General features: G+C 71.7%; 16 protein-coding genes. 9 read left to right on the top strand and 7 right to left on the bottom strand.

Annotation, left to right across the window (positions count from 1 at the left end; translation table 11 throughout):
- Positions 1 to 380 precede the first annotated feature (380 nt).
- The gene (locus ABZT49_RS31430) at positions 381 to 1,781 is read left to right on the top strand and encodes an FAD/NAD(P)-binding protein (RefSeq protein WP_355292167.1); all 1,401 of its coding nucleotides are present in this window, start codon (positions 381 to 383) and stop codon (positions 1,779 to 1,781) included.
- Positions 1,782 to 1,994: 213 nt separating this feature from the next.
- On the opposite strand, the gene ABZT49_RS31425 is transcribed toward ABZT49_RS31430, so the two are convergent.
- On the bottom strand, positions 1,995 to 2,606 hold the full coding sequence (locus ABZT49_RS31425) for a 2-dehydro-3-deoxy-6-phosphogalactonate aldolase (RefSeq protein WP_355292165.1): 612 nt from the start codon (positions 2,604 to 2,606) through the stop codon (positions 1,995 to 1,997).
- Complete coding sequence (locus ABZT49_RS31420) at positions 2,597 to 3,472, bottom strand: 2-dehydro-3-deoxygalactonokinase (RefSeq protein ID WP_355292163.1); 876 nt, start codon at positions 3,470 to 3,472, stop codon at positions 2,597 to 2,599. Before ABZT49_RS31420 ends, ABZT49_RS31425 begins: the two co-directional genes overlap by 10 nt.
- Positions 3,473 to 3,685: 213 nt before the next feature.
- Between ABZT49_RS31420 and fahA the strand changes: the two genes are divergently transcribed.
- From fahA to ABZT49_RS31405, 3 genes are all read left to right on the top strand, one after another.
- A complete protein-coding gene (gene fahA, locus ABZT49_RS31415; RefSeq protein ID WP_355292161.1) occupies positions 3,686 to 4,999 on the top strand; it encodes a fumarylacetoacetase in 1,314 nt (437 codons plus the stop codon).
- Positions 4,996 to 5,316 carry a non-heme iron oxygenase ferredoxin subunit gene (locus ABZT49_RS31410; RefSeq protein WP_355292159.1) on the top strand — a complete coding sequence of 107 codons (321 nt, stop codon included), beginning with the start codon at positions 4,996 to 4,998 and terminating at the stop codon, positions 5,314 to 5,316. Before fahA ends, ABZT49_RS31410 begins: the two co-directional genes overlap by 4 nt.
- A gap of 122 nt (positions 5,317 to 5,438) precedes the next feature.
- Positions 5,439 to 5,753: a hypothetical protein gene (locus ABZT49_RS31405; protein WP_355292157.1), complete on the top strand. Its 315-nt coding sequence runs from the start codon at positions 5,439 to 5,441 to the stop codon at positions 5,751 to 5,753.
- A 25-nt stretch (positions 5,754 to 5,778) separates the two neighbouring features.
- On the opposite strand, the gene ABZT49_RS31400 is transcribed toward ABZT49_RS31405, so the two are convergent.
- The gene (locus ABZT49_RS31400; RefSeq protein WP_355292155.1) at positions 5,779 to 6,285 is read right to left on the bottom strand and encodes a hypothetical protein; all 507 of its coding nucleotides are present in this window, start codon (positions 6,283 to 6,285) and stop codon (positions 5,779 to 5,781) included.
- A 600-nt stretch (positions 6,286 to 6,885) separates the two neighbouring features.
- Positions 6,886 to 7,803, bottom strand: coding sequence for a 2-dehydropantoate 2-reductase (locus ABZT49_RS31395; protein ID WP_355292153.1), 918 nt, complete (start codon positions 7,801 to 7,803; stop codon positions 6,886 to 6,888).
- Positions 7,804 to 7,970: 167 nt separating this feature from the next.
- Between ABZT49_RS31395 and zwf the strand changes: the two genes are divergently transcribed.
- The 4 genes from zwf (at position 7,971) to ABZT49_RS31375 (ending at position 15,729) form a co-directional block, all read left to right on the top strand.
- Positions 7,971 to 9,521, top strand: a complete 1,551-nt coding sequence (zwf, locus tag ABZT49_RS31390) for a glucose-6-phosphate dehydrogenase (RefSeq protein ID WP_355292151.1) — start codon at positions 7,971 to 7,973, stop codon at positions 9,519 to 9,521.
- Positions 9,522 to 9,523: 2 nt separating this feature from the next.
- Complete coding sequence (locus tag ABZT49_RS31385; RefSeq protein ID WP_355292149.1) at positions 9,524 to 11,440, top strand: amylo-alpha-1,6-glucosidase; 1,917 nt, start codon at positions 9,524 to 9,526, stop codon at positions 11,438 to 11,440.
- Positions 11,441 to 11,460: 20 nt separating this feature from the next.
- On the top strand, positions 11,461 to 14,163 hold the full coding sequence (locus ABZT49_RS31380) for an MGH1-like glycoside hydrolase domain-containing protein (protein ID WP_355292147.1): 2,703 nt from the start codon (positions 11,461 to 11,463) through the stop codon (positions 14,161 to 14,163).
- A 144-nt stretch (positions 14,164 to 14,307) separates the two neighbouring features.
- Positions 14,308 to 15,729, top strand: a complete 1,422-nt coding sequence (locus ABZT49_RS31375; protein ID WP_355292145.1) for a DUF2254 family protein — start codon at positions 14,308 to 14,310, stop codon at positions 15,727 to 15,729.
- A gap of 36 nt (positions 15,730 to 15,765) precedes the next feature.
- Here the strand turns inward: ABZT49_RS31375 and ABZT49_RS31370 are convergent, their stop codons facing one another.
- Both ABZT49_RS31370 and ABZT49_RS31365 read right to left on the bottom strand, forming a co-directional pair.
- Positions 15,766 to 17,013, bottom strand: coding sequence for an RNA methyltransferase (locus ABZT49_RS31370; protein WP_355292143.1), 1,248 nt, complete (start codon positions 17,011 to 17,013; stop codon positions 15,766 to 15,768).
- Entirely contained in the window at positions 17,010 to 17,753 is a 744-nt protein-coding gene (locus ABZT49_RS31365) for a TlyA family RNA methyltransferase (protein ID WP_355292141.1), read from the bottom strand. Before ABZT49_RS31365 ends, ABZT49_RS31370 begins: the two co-directional genes overlap by 4 nt.
- A 116-nt stretch (positions 17,754 to 17,869) precedes the next feature.
- On the opposite strand from ABZT49_RS31365, the gene ABZT49_RS31360 reads away from it, so the two are divergent.
- Entirely contained in the window at positions 17,870 to 18,406 is a 537-nt protein-coding gene (locus tag ABZT49_RS31360) for a superoxide dismutase family protein (protein ID WP_109971102.1), read from the top strand.
- A 44-nt stretch (positions 18,407 to 18,450) separates the two neighbouring features.
- Here ABZT49_RS31360 and ABZT49_RS31355 read toward each other — a convergent pair.
- Positions 18,451 to 19,100, bottom strand: a 650-nt coding sequence (locus tag ABZT49_RS31355) for a transketolase C-terminal domain-containing protein (RefSeq protein WP_355292139.1), incomplete at its 5' end; no start/stop codon positions are given.

Here is a 19,100-nt window from a genome sequence, read left to right as displayed (position 1 = left end):
ACCAGCATCATCCTACTCACGACCGGTTTCGAAGAAACCGACCCGCAGGGACGACGCCGTCCACGCTTCTCTTTCTCGTATGAACTTGTCAAAGAGCCGATCGGGCCAGGGGCCAGATCTCATACCCTTGGAGAACAGAAAGCAGCGCCAGGTTTCCCTGGCCCTTGCTTCGTCTTCTCTGAGGAAGTCCGGTGGGGCTGGCCGTTCGTCTCGGCGCCCCGTCGGTGAGCGGCTGTCTAAGGGTAGCCGGCTCGGCTGTCAACTCGGTCGGGGCAGGGGGCGCGCATACCGACGCGCTCATTCGCCCGCGGATGCCCGCAGCCGAGACCTTCCGGCTCGGAGGTCCTAGATAGGGTGGCGATGCAGGAGAGCGACGGCGGATGCGCACGACCCTTCCACCCCTCGCGGTGATCGGCGCCGGGTTCAGCGGCACCATGGCGGCCTTGCACCTGAGCCGGCTGATGCCGGAACGTCCGGTCCTGCTGTGCGAGAAATCCGGCGCTTTCGCGCGCGGGCTCGCCTACGCGACCGGGTGCAGCGACCACCTGCTCAATGTCCGTGCCACCAACATGAGCGCGTTTCCGGACCAGCCGGAACATTTCTCCCGCTGGCTGGAAGCGTGCCCGCACGACGGGATCGCCTGGACCCGATCGACGCCGGCCGGGCTGTTCGCAGCACGCGGGCTCTATGGCCGGTACCTCACAGACCTCTTGCTGACGGCCTTGTCCGAGCCGGGGCACGCGCCGCGGCTGATGCTCGAGAACGACGAGGTGGTCGATCTCGCCCCGGTGGAGGACGGGTTCGAGCTGACGCTGGCGGCCGGCCGGCGGCGCAGGGTCGCCGGCGCGATCCTGGCCTGCGGCAACCTGCGGGCGCCGCGCGGACCGCGCAGCCGCTACGCAGTCGACCCTTGGGACGACGCGCCCCTCGACGACCTGCGGCCCGATCTGCCGCTGCTCATCGTCGGGACCGGATTGACCATGGTCGATGCGGTCGCGGCCCTGCGCCAGCGCCGCTTCGCCGGGCCGATCCTGGCCGTCTCGCGCCACGGATTGCTGCCGCAGGTCCATGCCGCGACCGCGCCGTGGCCCGCGCCCGAGATCCCGGCCGCGGCGCGGGCCTCGCTCCCTGCGCTGCTGCGGTTCCTGCGCGATGAGACCCGGCGGGCCGCGGCGGCTGGCATCGATTGGCGCGGCGTGATCGACGCCTTGCGGGGCGCGAGCATCGGTCTCTGGCGCGGCCTGCCGCTTGCGGAGCAGCGCCGCTTCCTGCGCCACGTCCGGGCCTTCTGGGACGTGCACCGCCACCGGATGGCGCCGCCCGCCGACGAGATCATCGGCCGCGAGCTCGCCGGCGGCGGACTGACCCTGATGCGCGCCCGGGTGGTCGCGGTCGAGGACGTAGCCGGCCATGCCCGGGTTACTTTGCGCGAACGGGGCGCCGCCGCGCCGCGGATCGTCGACGTGCAGCGAATCATCGACGCCTCCGGGGTCGGGCGCGTCGCCGATACCAACGACCTGCTCCTGCGCCGCCTGATGGAGCGCGGGCTGGTCCGCCCGGACGCCCTCGGGCTCGGCCTCGCGGTGGCGGAGGATCTCGCGGTGCTCGACCAGCGCGGCGAGGCCGCCCAGCCGCTCTGGACCCTCGGGCCGCTGCTGCGCGGGACGCTGTGGGAATGCACGGCGGTGCCCGACATCCGCAGCCAGGCGGCGGAGCTGGCGCGGATCGTGGCGGCGCGGCTGCACGGCGTAGCGACCAGGGCCGAGCGGGAGACGGCGTGACGCCGCCCATCGCCAGAACCCGTTCAGCCTCAGGGGCTTGCCCAAGGCGACGGGACTGCGGGCGCAGGTTCCATAAGATACCTTATGCGAATCGCGCACGTGGGTGCGTCGCGATTGCCTCTCGTCCGACGGGCGCGTGCGGCCCGCCTGCCCACCCGCCGGAACGCGGCCCGGTCTCCGGTCCGCCGCCGGTGGCCGCTGCTCGATGCGGGCTCAGAGCGCGGCGATCAGGGCCTTGGCCTTGGCGGCGACGTCGTCCGGCGTATCGCCGGGCTTGTAGAGCGAGGAGCCGCAGCCGTAACCGCTGGCGCCGGCCTCGCGCCAGGCCGGCAGGCTCCGTGCATCGACGCCGCCGACCGGGAGCAGCGGCGTGCCCTTCGGCAGCACCGCCCGCAGGGCCTTCAGCATCGGCGGGCCTCCGGCCTCGGCCGGAAACAGCTTGAGGGCGTCGGCGCCGGCATCGAGCAGCGCGAACGCCTCGGCCGGGGTCAGGAAGCCCGGCATCGCCACCATGCCGCGAGCCTTGGCGGCGCGCACCAGGGCCGGATCAGCGTGGGGCGTCACCAGGAGGCGTCCGCCGGCCTCGGCGACCGCCGCCACCTCGGCCTCGCGGCGGAAGGTGCCGGCGCCGATGAGAGCCCGGTCGCCGAGGCGGGCGCTCAGACGGCGCACGCTCTCGACCGGCTCGGGCGAGTTCAACGGCACTTCGAGGATCACCACCCCCGCCGCCACCAGCGCCTCGCCGATGGCCTCGACCTCGTCCGGCGTGACGCCGCGCAGGATCGCCACCAGGGGGCAGCGCGAGAGCCAGCCCGTCACATCCATTCGGTTCTCTCCCCGATCAGCGACAGGCCGCGGGCGGCGGCGTCCGGATCGCCCGCCACCGCCTGCCCGCTCTTGAGGGCGATCGCCCGGCCGTAGAGCGCCATCAGCGGGCCGGAGCCGACAAGACGCACGAGCGCGGGCTCGGTCATCGCGGCCGCGACGTCGTGGCCGATCAGCAGGCCCGACAGGTAGCTCGCCGCATCCTCCGGCGCGAGCCGGCCGAACAGCCCGAGGGCCCGGGTGCCGAACAGGTGGTGGAGCAGGCCGCCGCCTTCCGCCGAGCGGGCGACGCCCGCCTCGAAGGCTGGGCCCACCTCCGCCGGTCCGGTCATCATCCGGCCGAGGATCGTGTGGCCGCTGAGCGCCGCGAAGGCCTCGCCGGTCATGCTGGTGGTGAAGCCGGCGATGCGCCCGCCCGCGACCCGCACCCACTTGGCGTGGCTGCCGGGCAGGCAGATCAGCGCGTCCTCGGCGCCCGCGAGCGCTCCGAAGACCTGAACCTCCTCGCCGCGCATCACCTCGGGCGTGCCCGCCGCGTCCTCGGCGCTCAGGCCCGGCACCAGCCGCACCGTGGCCCCCGCGAACGGCACCGGCACGAGGGCGGCCGCCAGCTCGTCGAGCCCCGCCGGACAGGCGAGATACGGCGCCTCCTGCCAGCCCTGGCGGCTGCCGACCATGCCGGAGAGCAGCACCCGGGTCTCCCCGGCCTGCAGCCACTCCCCGACCATCTCCGTGAGGGCCGCCGGAAAGCCTCCCTCGGGCACCCGCAGGATGCCGCCCGCGCCCTCGCGCCGCGCCAGCACCGCGCCGTCCGGCGCGAGCCGGTAGGCCCGGGCGCTGCTCGTTCCCCAATCCACCGCGATCATGCCCGGTGCTGTGCCCCAGGGCCGGCCCGAGCGCAACCGCCCTCGCGCTTGACGCTTGGGGCGGCCGCTCCTATCCAGGGGAAAAGGTTGCAGATGAAACCAATCGATCGGGCAGGAAAGGGTCGCGCCATGACCGTGGAGGCGATGACCGGTCGGGCGCCGTCCGGGCTTCGGCGCCGCGTGTGTCGAGCCGAGCCGGCCGGAGGCGGAGTGATGCCGATTCCGACGGACCTCGACCACACCCACGATGCTGCCGCCCGCTGCGGCGTGCCGGGGGCCGACGGGCATCCCGATTTCCCGATCCAGAACCTGCCGCTCGGGGTGTTCTCGCCCGAGGGCGGCGCTCCGCGGGCCGGCGTCGCGATCGGCGACCACATCCTCGACCTGCCGGCGGCGCGGGCCGGGGGCCTCCTCACCGGCGAGGCGGCGCGGGCGGTCGCAGCGGCGGAATCCGGCGAGCTCAACGGATTGCTCGCCCTCGGCGCCGTTCCGCGCCGGGCCCTGCGCGACCAGCTCTTCCGGCTCCTGCGGGCGGAAAGCCCGGACCGCGATCGGGTGCTGCCGCTCCTGCACCCGGCCGCGTCGTGCACGCCGCACCTGCCGGCGCGGATCGGCGACTACACCGACTTCTTCATCGGCATCCATCACGCCGCCGAGACCGGCCGCCTGCTCCGGCCCGACCAGCCTCTGCTGCCGAACTACAAGCACGTGCCGGTCGGCTATCACGGCCGCGCCTCCTCGATCCGGCCCTCCGGGGTGCCGGTGCGCCGACCGCACGGCCAGGCGAAGCCGCCCCATCTCGACGCACCGGTCTTCGGACCGTCGCGCCGGCTCGACTACGAGCTGGAGCTCGGGGTCTGGATCGGACCCGGCAACGCGCTCGGCACGCCGGTGCCGATCGCCGAGGCGGCCGGGCAGGTGGCGGGCTTCTGCCTGCTCAACGACTGGTCGGCCCGGGACATCCAGGGCTGGGAGTCCCAGCCCCTCGGGCCGTTTCTCGCCAAGAGCTTCGCCACCACGATCTCGCCCTGGATCGTCACGCCGGAGGCGCTGGCGCCGTTCCGGATCCCGCAGGACGCGCGGCCGGAGGGCGACCCCGCCCCCCTGCCCTACCTCCTCGACGCCGCGGACCAGGCCGGCGGCGCCCTCGACCTCGAGCTGGAGATCCGGCTCGCGACCCGGGCCTCGCGCGAGGCCGGTCGGGCGCCGCACCGGATCGCGCGCTCCAACGCCCGGCACATGTACTGGACGGTGGCGCAGATGATCGCCCATCACGCCAGCGGCGGCTGCGACCTGCGTCCGGGCGACCTCCTGGGCACCGGCACGCTGTCGGGTCCGGATCCGGATTCCTGCGGCAGCCTGCTCGAGACCACCCGGGGCGGCAAGGCGCCGATCCGCCTCGGTACCGGTGAGGAGCGCCGCTTCCTGGAGGACGGCGATGAGGTCATCCTGACGGCGCATGGCCGGCGCGAGGGCTTCGCCCCGATCGGCTTCGGCGCCTGCCGGGCGGTGGTGCTGCCCGCATGACCTGGCATCCGGTGGCCGACCTCGCGGATTTCGCGGAAAGCCCGGTGCTCGCCCGCGAGGCCGGCGGCGTCTCCCTCGCGCTCTACCGCGTCGAGGGCGCGATCTACGCCACGCAGGCGCTCTGCACCCATGCCGGGGTGTCCCTCGCCGGGGGCGAGGTGGTGGAGGGCTACATCGAGTGCCCGGCGCATTACGGCCTGTTCGAGATTGCCACCGGGCGAGCCCAGGGAGGGCCGGTTTGCCGGGATCTGGCGACCTATCCGGTCCGGATCGACGGGACCCGGGTATGGGTCGAGGTCGCGCCCGACGAGGCATGACCGGTCGCCGTGCGGGCCGGGCTCCCGCTCACGGAATGATGAAGTGTCGGATCCCACAAGAAGCCCTAGATCAGGATGACGGCTTCGCAAATGAAGCGGGGCTTTTGACACCGGAGGCATCCATGAGAGGATTGTATCTCGCTGGTATCGCCATGTTTCTCGCCGTGCCGGCCTACGCGCAGACTGGAGTCAACCCTGCCGAGATCAGGGAGCCCGGGCCGAAGCGGCTCACGACGCCGTATCAGGGTCGGGAGGAAGTCTTCGAGGGCAGCCGGACGCAGATCGACAATTCCGGCCCCGGCTCCACCGGGACCCTCGCCCGCAGCGGGACCGGCGCCGACAACTGGTCCAACGATACCGCGAACACCTCGAATTCGACCGATCCCGAGCGTGGGCTGCCGAATACCGGGGGCAGCGGCGGGGACGGCGGCGAGTAGGCGGGGAGCGGACATCCGAGAGCGGTCAGCGGGCCCGGGCCTGCGGGGCCTCGCGTCCCGGGACGAACCGCGCGCCGTCCCAGGTCAACGTCTTCCGGCACGGCTCGAACGGGGCGAGGCCGCAGGCGCTGCCGGGAAGGCCTGCCACCAGGGCGGGCCGGCCGTTCACCGTCGTGGCGTGCCGGTCGCGCACGGTCTCGCTGAAGACCTTCACGTAGCCGTTCCGCTTCTTCGAGGCGTACACCACCGTGGCGCATCCGGCCGGTCCGCAATAATGCGACGCCAGGCTCCCGCACTGGAAGCCGCCGTAATCGAGGATGAAATCCGGGACGCCGTCGCGGTTCACGTCCTGCCGCGAGATGAAGCGGCGCCGGGGTGCATCCTTCCCCGGGGTGCAGTCGCGGACGTCGCGGTCGATCTCGTCCCTCAGGGCGCGCGGCAATTCCTGCGCGCGTGTTCCCTGATATGACGACAGAACGACGAAGATCAGCGCCACCGGAACGATGACGCTGCTGAAGAAGCGGGCGCGCAACGCGTGCCTCCGGCAGTATTCGGCGCGCCTGCATCGGCCTAGACGACTTCGCCTCAGTCGGTGCAAGGTTCGGATGTGATTGTCCGGCGATTCGCACCGAGGCGTAGATTTGGTCTGATCGATGCTCTGCCGTCAACGCCGCGTGGGTCGGTGCGGAGCATGCCGCCATGACTCTGCATCATGTGCGGGGGCGGGCGAGGTGGCACTCGAAGGGCATTTGCAGGGGTGGCGCGGTGCGTCTCGCATCTTCCGTCTTACCGCAGGCACCGGCAATCCCGTGAGTGCCGAGAAAAGCTGGAGAAGCCTCTTTACAATTCTCGAGAGCCTGTCCGATTCTGGCCCGACGTTTACATATCCTCCGCGTCATCCCGGGGCCGCGCAGCGGAACCTGGGATCCAGAACCGCTGAGGTTTCTAAATGAGGCGAAGCGCGATCCGCTTCCTTCTCCAACGTCAGCGGTTCTGGATCCCGGGTTCTCGCCTGCGGCGAGCCCCGGGATGACCGGGAGTGGTGTCGGCCCGGTGCCGGATCGGCCGACGCGACCGATCACGCCGGCTCCGGGCCCGTCGGACCCGAACCGCGATCACCGCGCGCCCGCCCTCACTCCCGGCCGTCGAAGCCCCGCCCGCTCACCGCGCCGGCCAGCGCCAGGATCGCCCGGTTCAGCGGCACGTCGATCCCGTGGCGCCCGGCGGCCTCGATGACGGCACCCGTGAGATGGGCGTGCTCCAGGGGGCGGCCGGCGAGGCGGTCGTAGAGCATCGAGCTGCCGCCGTCGCCGGTCATGCGCCGGTAGCCCTCGAGGATGCGAGTGGCGTCCTCCCCGGTCAGACGGGCGCCCTCGGCGTTGGCGACCCGGATCACCTCGTCCATCAGCCCGCGGGCGAGGTCCTGGATCGCCGGGTCGTTGAAGATCGCGATGCGGCGCAGGGTCAGCGCCGTGATCGGGTTGACCACCGCGTTGCTGAGGAGCTTGCGCCACGCCACCGTGACGAAATCCGCCTCCTGGGTGATCTCGAACGGCGTACCGGCGAACAGCTCAGCGAAGGCGGCCCCGTCCGGACCCGCCGGAACGGTCATCTTCGTGCTGCCGTGATGGGTGATGCGGCCCGGCGCCGTGCGCTCGACCGAGCAGTAGATGATCGCCGGCAGCACCAATGTGCCCTCGGCCAGGTGCGGCCGGGCCCGCTCGGCCTGGCCGACGCCGTTCTGCACCACCACCACCCGGGTCCGGGGGCCGACGAGGCGGCGGAACCACGGCGCGGCGCCCGCGGTGTCCTGCGCCTTCGTGGTCACAAGCACCCAATCCATGGGGCCGATTTCGGCCGGATCCGCGACGATGCGCACCGGCACCTCGCGCTCGCCCGCCGCATCCGTGACGACGAGACGGTCGAACGGCGTGCGCACGCAGAGCGTGACGTCCCGCCCGACCCGCTCCAGCGCCCCCGCCAGGTAGCCGCCGATCCCGCCGCTCCCGATCACCGCGACGCTGCCCGCCTGACTGGTGCCGTCCGCCATCGTTCCGCTCGCTCTCGAAGTCTCGTCGGCCGGGACCTTAAGGCGGCGGCGGAGCCCCGGAAAGGCCGGGAATCGGCGGGGCGGGCCTGCATCCCCCGCCTGCCCTTGCCTGCTGCGCTGCGGGATCTAGCTTCAGCGCTGTCGCCCCCGACGGCCAGGAGTTCCCCATGACGTCCGAGACAGCCACGACGTCGCACGTCCCGGTGGAGGGGCACGCCGCCTCCGGCAGCCGGCCGGCCCCGCCCTGCACGATCGTCATTTTCGGCGCCGGCGGCGACCTGACCAAGCGCCTGCTGATGCCGGCGCTCTACAACCTCGCGGGCAGCCGCCTCCTCGACGGCACGACCACGATCTGGGGCGTCGACCACAGCGACGGTTCGGACGACAGCTGGCGGAAAAACCTCTCCGACACGATGGAGTCCTTCACGAAGGACGAGACGGCGGAGTTCCACGCCAAGCACATCGATCCGACCGCCTGGGGCTTCGTGCGAGACCGGCTGCACTACCTCACGGGCGACTTCCTGGCCCCCGAGACCTACCGGCAGATCGCGGAAAAAATTCCTGGCAACGCGGTGTTCTACCTCGCGGTGGCGGCGCGCTTCTTCGCGCCGATCGTCGAGCATCTGGGCGAGGCCGGGCTCCTGAAGCAGGGCGACGGCGCGTTTCGCCGCGTCGTGATCGAGAAGCCGTTCGGCAGCGACCTTGCCTCGGCGCGGGAGCTCAACAAGCGGCTGCTCGCGGTCGCCGACGAGTCGCAGCTCTACCGGATCGACCACTTCCTGGGGAAGGAGACGGTGCAGAGCATCATGGCGATCCGCTTCGCCAACGGGATGTTCGAGCCGATCTGGCGCCGGGACTTCGTCGACCACGTCCAGATCACCGCCGCCGAGACCATCGGCGTCGAGGAGCGCGGCGCCTTCTACGAGCCGACCGGCGCGCTGCGCGACATGGTACCCAACCACCTGTTCCAGCTCCTCTGCATGACCGCAATGGAACCGCCGGTCTCCTTCGATGCCGAGGCGGTGCGCACCGAGAAGGCGAAGCTCGTCCAGGCGGTGCGCCCGGTCCAGCCGGAGGACGCGGTGCGCGGCCAGTACCGGGCCGGGACCGAGCAGGGCCGCGCCGTGCCGTCCTACCGCGACGAGCCGCACGTGGCGAAAGACAGCCGTACCGAGACCTACGCGGCCCTGAAGCTCACCATCGACAACTGGCGCTGGGGCGGGGTGCCGTTCTACCTGCGCACCGGCAAGCGGATGACCGGGCGGCGCACCGAGATCGCGGTCCACTTCAAGCCGGCGCCCTACCGCCTCTTCCGCGACACCCCGGTCGACCAGATCGCCCCCAACATCCTGCGGATCATGGTCGATCCGGTCCAGGGGATGACCACCGAGTTCAACGCCAAGGTGCCGGGCCCGTCGATGCGCCTCGGCGCCGTCCGCTCGACGTTTCGCGAGGGGGATTTCTTCGCGCAGGAGCCGAATGTCGGCTACGAGACCCTGCTTTACGATTGCCTGTGCGGCGACGCGACCCTGTTCCAGCGCGCCGACAACATCGAGGCGTCCTGGGCCGCGGTCGATCCGCTGGTGAAGGCCTGGGGTGCCGGCGGCGAGCCGGAGCCCTACGAAGCCGGCAGCGCCGGGCCGCAAGCCGCCGACGCGCTGCTGGCCCGCGACGGCCGGCGCTGGCTGCCCCTGGATGGCGGCTCGTCGGGCGACTGACGGTGAACGACCCCCGCGAGTGGCTGGAAGCCGACGGCCTCGGGGGCTTCGCCTCCGGCCCGGTCGCCGGCCCCCGCACGCGGCGCTACCACGCGCTCCTCCTGACGGCCACGACCCCGCCGACCGGACGGGTGGTGCTGGTCAACGGGTTCGAGGGCGAGGTCTCGACCGATGGCGGGACGGTGCCGCTCTCGACGCAAGCCTACGCGCCGGACGTGATCCACCCGGACGGCTGGCGCCACCTCATCGACTTCTCCCCGCGGCCCTGGCCGCTCTGGACCTATCGCCTGCCGGGCGGCGCCACGATCCGGCACGAGGTGCTGGTCGAGCCGGATTCCTGCGAGACGCTCCTGCGCTGGCAGCGCCTTGCCGGCGACGGCCCGTGTACGCTCACCGTGCGTCCGCTCCTCTCGGGACGCGACTATCACGCCCTCCACCACGAGAATCCGGCCTTCGCCTTCGCGGCGACCGTCCAGGGCGGCAACGTCGCCTGGCGCCCCTATCCCGACCTGCCGGCGGTCGCGGCGCTCACCAACGGGACTTACGCGCACGGGCCCGACTGGTACCGGAATTTCCTGTACGAGGCCGAGCGCGACCGCGGCCTCGACGCGACCGAGGACCTGGCGAGCCCCGGAGCCTTCACCTTCGACCTCGCCGCCGGTCCGGCGGTGATGATCCTGCGCAGTGGCGACGGGCTCGGGATCCGGGCGGCGGCCCATGCCGAGCGCCTCGTCGCGTCCGAGCGGGCGCGCCGTGAGGCGCTGTCGCCGCTGGCGCTGGCCGCCGGCGCCTACCTCGTCGACCGGCCGGGCGGGCGAACCCTGGTGGCGGGGTTTCCGTGGTTCACCGATTGGGGCCGCGACACCTTCATCGCGCTGCGCGGCCTCCTCGTCGCCACCGGCGCGTTGCGCCAAGCCCGCGCGATCCTGCTCGCCTGGGCCGGCGCGGTGAGCGAGGGCATGATGCCGAACCGCTTCCCCGACCGGGGCGAGGCGCCGGAATACAACGCCGTCGACGCCTCGCTCTGGTACGTGGTGGCGGTCGACGACACGCTCGCCGCCCACGCCGCCGCCGGGCGGCCGGTGCCGGAGGCGGAGGGCGCGCGCCTCGCCGAGGCTTGCGCGGCGATCCTCGACGGCTACGCCGCCGGCACCCGCTTTCGCATCGCGGCCGATGCCGACGGGCTCCTGCGCGCCGGCGTGCCGGGGGTGCAGCTCACCTGGATGGACGCCAAGGTCGGCGACCGGGTGATCACGCCCCGCATCGGCAAGCCGGTCGAGACCCAGGCATTGTGGATCAACGCGCTCAAGATCGGCATCGCGCGCTGGCCCGAGCGGGCCTCACGCTGGCGCGACCTGGAGCGGCGCGCCTCCGCCGCCTTCGACCGCTTCGTCTCGCCCGCGGGTGCCCTCTACGACGTGATCGATGCCGACCACGTGCCGGGCGCAGTGGATGCGCGGATGCGGCCGAACCAGATTTTTGCCGTTGGCGGCCTGCCCTACCCGTTGCTGACCGGCGACGCCGCCCGGGCGGTGGTCGATGCCGTGGAAGCGCGCCTCCTCACGCCGCTGGGCCTGCGCTCCCTCGACCCCGCCGACCCGGATTATCGTGGCACCTACGCGGGCGGGCCGGCGGAGCGCGACGGCGCCTACCACCAGGGCACGGTCTGGCCCTGGCTGATCGGTCCCTTCGTCGATGCCTGGCTCTCCGTGCGCGGCCGCTCGGCCGCCGCGAAAGCCGAGGCGCGGACGCGCTTCCTGCCGCCGCTCCAGGCCCATCTGGATCAGGCCGGCCTCGGCCACGTCTCGGAGGTCGCCGACGGCGACCCGCCCCACCGCCCCGGCGGCTGCCCGTTCCAGGCCTGGTCCCTCGGCGAGCTGATCCGCGTGCGGCGGATGCTCGACCTCGATCCGGTGTGACCCCCATGGAGGATCCCGCGATGCCCGGTCCCGCCCCCTGCCTCGCCGACACCGAGGAGGGCCGCCGCCTCGCCGCCGTCGCCACCGAGGGCTGGCACCGCTGGGGGCCGTACCTGAGCGAGCGGCAATGGGGCACGGTGCGGGAGGATTACAGCGAGGGCGGCACCGCCTGGGACTACCTGCCCCACGACCACGCCCGCTCTCGCGCCTATCGCTGGGGCGAGGACGGCATCGCGGGAGTCAGCGACGACCGCCAGCTCTGGTGCCTGGGCCTCGCCCTGTGGAACGGCCGCGACCCGATCCTGAAGGAGCGGATGTTCGGCCTCACCAACAGCGAGGGCAATCACGGCGAGGACGTCAAGGAGCTGTGGTGGTACCTCGACGCCACCCCGACGCATTCGTACATGCGGATGCTCTACAAGTATCCGCACGCCGCCTACCCCTACGCCGACCTCGTCGCCGAGAACGGCCGCCGCAAGGGGAAGAACCTGCCAGAATACGAGATCGCCGACACCGGCGTGTTCGCGGACGGGCGCTACCACGACGTGACGGTGGAATACGCCAAGGCCGCGCCCGATGACGTGCTGATGCGGGTGACGGTCGTCAACCGCGGCCCGGACCCGGCGGAGCTCCATGTCCTGCCGCAGCTCTGGTCGCGCAACACCTGGTCGTGGGGACGGGAACCTTGGGAGCCGGAGCATCCGCGCCCGCTCCTGCGCCTGACCGAGACCGGGGCCGTGGAGGCGACGCGCAAGAGCCTGCCGCCGATGCGGTTCGCGGCGTTGCAGCCGGCCGAGTTCCTGTTTTGCGAGAACGAGACCAATGCCGGCCGCCTCTTCGGCACATCCGGCCCCGCCCACCCGAAGGACGCGATCAACGACCGCGTGATCGAGGGGCGGCGCGAGGCGGTGAACCCGCTGTCTGAGGGCACCAAGTGTGCCGCCTGGGCGTCGATCACCGTGCCGCCGGGCGGCACCGTGACGCTGCGCTTCCGCCTGAGCCCCGCCGCCGGCCCGGATGATCGCGACGTCGCAGGCTTCGACGCCGTGATGGCACGCCGCCTCGCCGAGGCCGATGCCTTCTACGGCGCGCTCCAAAGCGGTATCGCCGATCCGGATGCCCGGCTGGTGCAGCGCCAGGCGCTCGCCGGCATGCTGTGGTCGAAGCAGTTCTATCATTTCGACGTCCGGCGCTGGCTCGCCGGCGATCCGGCCCAGCCGGCGCCGCCCGCGGCGCGCCGCCACGGCCGCGACAGCGACTGGACGCACCTCAACAACGCCGACATCGTCTCGATGCCGGACAAGTGGGAATACCCCTGGTACGCGGCCTGGGACCTCGCCTTCCACTGCGTGACCTTCGCGCTGGTCGACCCGGCCTTCGCCAAGGGCCAGCTGATCCTGCTCACCCGCGAATGGTACATGCATCCGAACGGGCAATTGCCGGCCTATGAATGGGCCTTCGGCGACGTGAACCCTCCGGTCCATGCCTGGGCGGCCTTGCGCGTCTACCGCATGGATCAGGCGATGACGGGCAAAGCCGACCGCGCCTTCCTGGAGCGGGTCTTCCACAAGCTGATGCTGAACTTCACCTGGTGGGTGAACCGCAAGGATGCCGGCGACCGCAACGTCTTCCAGGGCGGCTTCCTCGGCCTCGACAATATCGGCATTTTCGACCGCTCGGCGCGGCTTCCCACCGGCGGCACCCTCGACCAGGCTGACGGCACCGCCTGGATGGCGATGTACAGCCTCAACCTGATGCGCATCGCCCTCGAACTCGCGATCGAGGACCCGGTCTACGAGGACATCGCCACCAAGTTCTTCGAGCATTTCCTGACCATCGCCGAGGCGATGACCCATGTCGGCGGCAACGGCACCGGATTGTGGGACGAGGCCGACGAATTCTACTACGACGTGCTCAGCCTCCCCGACGGCCGCCAGGTGCCGTTGCGGGTGCGCTCCCTCGTCGGGCTGATCCCGCTCTGCGCCGTCGAGGTGCTGGACGAGGACATGGGCAAGCGCTTCCCCGATTTCGCCCGCCGCGCCCGCTGGCTCCTCACCCACCGCCCCGACCTCGCCGCCCAGGTCTCGCGCTGGGAGGAGCCGGGCCGCGGCAACCGGGTGCTGCTCTCGCTGCTGCGCCGCCACCGCATGAAGGCGCTGCTGCGCCGGATGCTCGACGAGACCGAGTTCCTGTCCCCCCACGGCGTGCGCTCGGTCTCGAAGGCGCACGCGGCGGCGCCGTTCCGCTTCCCTTGGGACGGAGAGACTTTCGCGGTCGATTACGAGCCGGCGGAATCGACCACAGCGGTGTTCGGCGGTAACTCGAACTGGCGCGGTCCGATCTGGCTGCCGATCAATTTTCTGCTGGTCGAGGCCCTGACCGAGTTCGGCCGCTTCTACGGGCCGGACTTCAAGATCGAGTGCCCGTCGGGCTCGAAGACCTACCTCACCCTGCCGGAGATCGCCGACGAGCTGTCTGCGCGCCTCACCCGCCTGGTACTGCGCGGGCCCGACGGCCGGCGGCCGGTGCTGGGCGACAACCCCCTGTTCCAGGACGATCCGCACTTTCGCGACCACGTCCCGTTCCACGAGTATTTCCACGGGGATACGGGGGCGGGACTGGGGGCGGCGCACCAGACTGGGTGGACCGGGCTGCTGGCGCTGCTGCTGCAGCCGCGGCGGGATGTGGCGGGCGGGCAGGTGCCGGCGGCACCGGAGGGATGATGCAGGACCACTATAACACTTCACGATCGCATTGCGATTCGCGAAGCTCTCTAGACCTTTGATTTTGCCGCATTTTTCCACGATGAACCGGTATCCACTTCGTCGGAAAATGCTCTATTCCTCGCCTCGCAGTGATCTCCGCCCATGAAGGCCATCACGTCGATCCCGGTTCGCGTCGCGAGCGCGATCAGGCGGTCGTTCCGGCAATTCCTGACCCTGCCGCTCGCCACGGTGATCGGCTTTGCCGGCTTGAGCGCCCTGATCTACCTCGCCGACACGTCCTGGTCGGGCGGGGCTGCGCCTCCCGGCTTCCGCTGGCTCGGGGACCTGATGGGCGACCGGGCGGCGCTCGGGAGCCTGCTCGCGACCGTGGCATCGGGCATCATCACGGTCACATCGATCACCTTCTCCCTCCTGCTTCTCGCCGTGCAGCAGGGCGCCGCCGCCTTGACGGCGCAGGTGACCGATCAGTTCATGGCCCGCAAGGTCAACCAGTTCTATTTCGGGTACTTCGTCGGGCTGTCGGTGTTCGTGCTGACCACGCTCGTCACCAATACGGATTTCCATCGACCGGTCTTCGCTGCGGCGCTCAGCCTGCTGCTCACGGCCCTGGCTTTGTGCCTGATCATCGTGATGATCTACAACACCATCGACCAGATGCGGCCGGAGCAGATCATTCAGTTCATCCACGACAAGGTGCTGATGGCGCGTCGCAAGGATCTCGATCTCCTCGCAACGACCCGGCGGCAGAGGCGGCCCGACTGGCGCGACGGAGCGCTCCTCCGCTCGCGCGAGAGCGGATACGTCGTCGGGCTCGACCTCTCCCGTATCGAGAATGCGGTGGAGCGTCACGCGCCGGGCGATGCCGAGATCGAGGTCCTGGTCACGCTCGGGACGTATCGGGCCGTCCATGATCCGGTGTTCCAGGTCCGGTGCCGACCCGGTGCAACCTTGAGCGAGGACGTGCACCAGCGCCTCGCCGACGAGATCCTGGCGGCGCTCGCCTACGACGATGGCCGCGACCTGAACGACAGCACGGCCTACGGCCTGCACCAGCTCTCGACCATCGCGTGGACGTCGGTCTCGACCTCGAAATCCAACCCGAATCCCGGCCTCACGGTCATCCAGGCGCTGCGGGACATCATCGCCCAGTGGAGCCGGGGCGAGGTCGAGTGTCGGGACGATCCCGGCTCCCACATCGTCTACGACGATGCGGCCCCGGTCATCGCGACCGATGCGCTGGAGGCCGTGATCGTCGTGGCGTCGGAATCGATCCAGTCGCAGACCCTGACCGAGGCCGTCGCGACGCTCGCGATCCTCCTCCGGCACGTCGAGCGGCCGACGGCGGAGCGACTGGCCGATGTCGCCCATCGCGCGCTGTCGAGCCTCGGGGAGCACGTCCTCACCCGCCAGCTCGAGGTCGCACTCCACGACTTGGCCGCGGCCCTGAGGGAACGCGGCTTCGTCGCCGTCGCCACCGCCGTCTCCGAGGCGTCGGCCGAGCTCGCCACCAGCCTGGGAAAGCTGAATTCGCGCTCGACCCGGGTTCCCGGGACGACCTCGTAGCGGCCGGTCACGCCCGGGCAGCGGGGCGAACGGCGTTCAGCGCTTCTTGCCCGGACGGCGGAACACGCCGACGATCTCGACATGCGGCGAGTGCCGGAACTGATCGACCGGGGTTACCGTCTCGAGCGTGTAGCCGCCGCGCACCAGCAGAGCCGCATCGCGCGCGAAGCTGCCGGCATCGCACGACACGCCGACCACCACCGGCACCTTCGATTCGGCGATTCTGGCGCTCTGCGCCTCGGCGCCGGCGCGCGGCGGGTCGAACACCACGGCATCGTAGCGGTCGAGTTCCGGCGCGAGCAGCGGGCGGCGGAAGAGGTCGCGGCGCTCGGTCGTGATCGTGCGCAGGCCCGCCGTGTCCCGGAAGGCGCGGTCGAGGGAGGTGAGTGCCGCGGCCTCGCCCTCGACCGCGTGGACGGTGTGGCCCTCCGCCAGCGCCAGCGAGAAGGCACCGGCCCCGGAGAAGAGATCGACGACGCGCTTGGCCTTGCCGACTCCCTCGACGACGAGGCGGGCGAGGGTCGCCTCGCCCTCCGCCGTCGCTTGCAGGAAGCCTCCCGCCGGCGGCACCAGCCGGGAGCGGCCGTCCGGGATCTCGGGCGGGCGGCGCACGATCAGCACGTCGCCGTGGAGCGAGATCCGCGCGAGGTCGAGCTCGCCCGCGAGCAGGACCAGCGCCTGGCGCGCCCGGTCGGAGGCCGGCCCGTGGCCGCGGATGTCGACGTCGAGGCCGCCGGCGGTCGCGGTCACCTGCACGTCGAGGGGTTTTCCGCCGCCGCCGCCGAGCGGCCGGCTCACCCGGCCGGCGATCTCGGGGGCGCGGTGAAGGGCGGGTTCGGTGATCGGGCAATGGTCGATCGCCACGAGCGCGTGGCTGCGCGCCGCCATGAAGCCCGCCTGCGGCCCGCCCTCGCCGGCGCGCACGTGCAGGGTGATGCGGCGGCGGCCCGACCCGTGGGCGTCGAGGAGCGGCGCCACCGGCGCCGCGATCCCCGCCCGCGCCAGGGCCCCGACGACGAGGTCGCGCTTCCACTCGGAATAGGGCTGGGCTGCGAGGTGCTGGATCGCGCAGCCGCCGCAGGTGCCGAAATACGGGCAGAACGGCGCGATCCGATCGGCCGACGGGGTCAGCACCGCGTCGAGCCGGGCGCGGGGCGGACGGGTCCCCTCCTCCGCTTGCGCCCGCACGGTCTCGCCCGGCAGCGCGCCCGGCACCACGATCCCGTCCGCCGTCACCCCGTCGCCGCGCAGGCCGAGCCGCGCGATCTCCATCACGTCGCTCATCGCCCAGACTCCCGCACGGCGCCGATCAGGAATTCCTTGTTGCCGTCCCCGCCCTCGACCGGCGACGGGATCAGACCGCGGACCGCGAAGCCGAGATCCGCGACCAGGGCCCGGATCCGCGCGCAGACCTCGTCCTGCACCGCCTCGTCGCGCACCAGCCCGCCGCGGCCGACATGCGCGCGTCCGGCCTCGAATTGCGGCTTGATCAGCGCCGCGAGCGCGGCGGAGGGCGCCAGGAGCGGGACCACGGGCGGCAGGACCAGCCGCAGGGAAATGAAGCTCACGTCGATCACCAGGAGGGAGGGCGGCTCAGGAAATGGGGTCAGGGCGCGGGCGTCGGTCGCCTCGAGGGCGCGGACGCGGGAATCGCCGGCAAGGCGCGGATGGAGCTGGAAGCGGCCGACATCGACGGCGTGGACGAAGGCCGCGCCGCGGCGCAGCAGCACATCGGTGAAGCCGCCGGTCGAGGCGCCGATGTCGAGGCAGGTCCGGCCGGCCGGATCGATCCCGAACGCGTCGAGGGCGGCAGCGAGCTTGAGCCCGCCGCGGGAGACGTAGGGGTGCGGGGCCTCCGCCACGATGGCGGCGCCCCTGGCGATCATGTCCGAGGCCCGGCGCACGACGATGCCGTCGGCCCGCACCAGCCCGGCCTCGATCGCGGCCTGGGCACGCGCCCGGCTCTCGAAATGGCCCGCCTCCACCAGGAGGCGGTCGGCCCGCAGGCGCTCGCCCGTCGTCATCGCCCTTTGTCCTTGGTCGGATAAGTGCGGCCCCGTCGCGACATCGCTCGCGCCGGGCCGTCCCCACCGGCGCCGCGCGCCCTAGCTACACCGCGACACACGAGGAGAGTGGTCCCATGAGAATCGTCACGCTCGCCGGCGCCCTGGCCCTCGGTCTGGCGGCGCCTGCCCTCGCGCAGGACAAGCCCGCCGACCAGGCCGCGCCGACGACCTACGACGCGCCGATCGTCAACAACAAGGGCGAGACGATCGGCAAGATCGCGCTCCGCGACGGCGCCAACACCCTCGTGATGCGGGTGACGATCCAGGCCGGCGGCCTGCCGCCCGGCTGGCACGGCATCCACTTCCACGCGGTCGGCAGCTGCGCCGATACCGACAAGTTCCAGGAGTCGAAGGCGCACGTCAATCACGACAACGCCAAGCACGGCCTGCTGAACGCGGAAGGACCCGACGAGGGCGACCTGCCGAACGTCTACGCCAATGCCGACGGCTCGGTGAATGCCGAGGTGTCGAGCGACACGCCGCTCACCGGCGAGGGCGGCCTGAAGGACAATGACGGCTCGGCCCTGATCATCCACGCCAACGAGGACGACCACGCCACCCAGCCGATCGGCAATGCGGGCGCCCGCATCGGCTGCGCGGTGATCAAGTAGCGGAGATCCGGGCCGCGTCCGGCGGACGCGGCCCGGAATCTATTTCAGCGCTGGCGCCGGGCGACGCTGACGACGTTGCTGGCAGGCTTGGTCTCGGGGCGCGCCGGCAGGGTCGCCTCGACGACCTTGACGATCGCGGCCGCGTCGAGACCGGCCTCCGCGTACATCCGGTCCGGCGTGTCGTGCTCCTGGTAGGTGTCCGGCAGCGTCAGGGTGCGCACCCGCACACGGCCCTCGTCCAGCGCGCCGCGCCCCGACAGCAGGTGCAGCACCATCGCCCCGAAGCCGCCCACCGACCCCTCTTCCAGGGTCACCAGGACCTCGTGGCTCGCCGCCAGGTCCAGGATCAGCGCCTCGTCGAGCGGCTTGGCGAACCGCGCATCCGCCACCGTCACGGCGATCCCCGCCGCCTCCAGACGCTCCGCCGCCTTCAGCGCCTCCGCCAGGCGCGTGCCCAGGCTCAGCAGGGCCACCCGCGCCCCCTCCGGACGCCGGATCACCCGGCCCTTGCCGATCGGCAGAACCTCGCCTTGCTCCGGCAATTCGACGCCGACGCCCTCGCCCCGCGGATAGCGGAACGCGATCGGGCCCGAATCATGCGCGTGGGCGGTCGCCACCATGTGCACCAGCTCGGCCTCGTCCGAGGCCGCCATCACCGTCATGTTCGGCAGGCAGCACAGATACGCCAGGTCGA

Source organism: Methylobacterium sp. EM32 (assembly GCF_040593685.1).
In the GTDB taxonomy this organism is placed as follows: Bacteria; Pseudomonadota; Alphaproteobacteria; order Rhizobiales; family Beijerinckiaceae; genus Methylobacterium.
The sequence above is the reverse complement of the archived record's forward strand: the minus strand, read 5'-3'. Positions and strand labels throughout refer to the sequence as shown.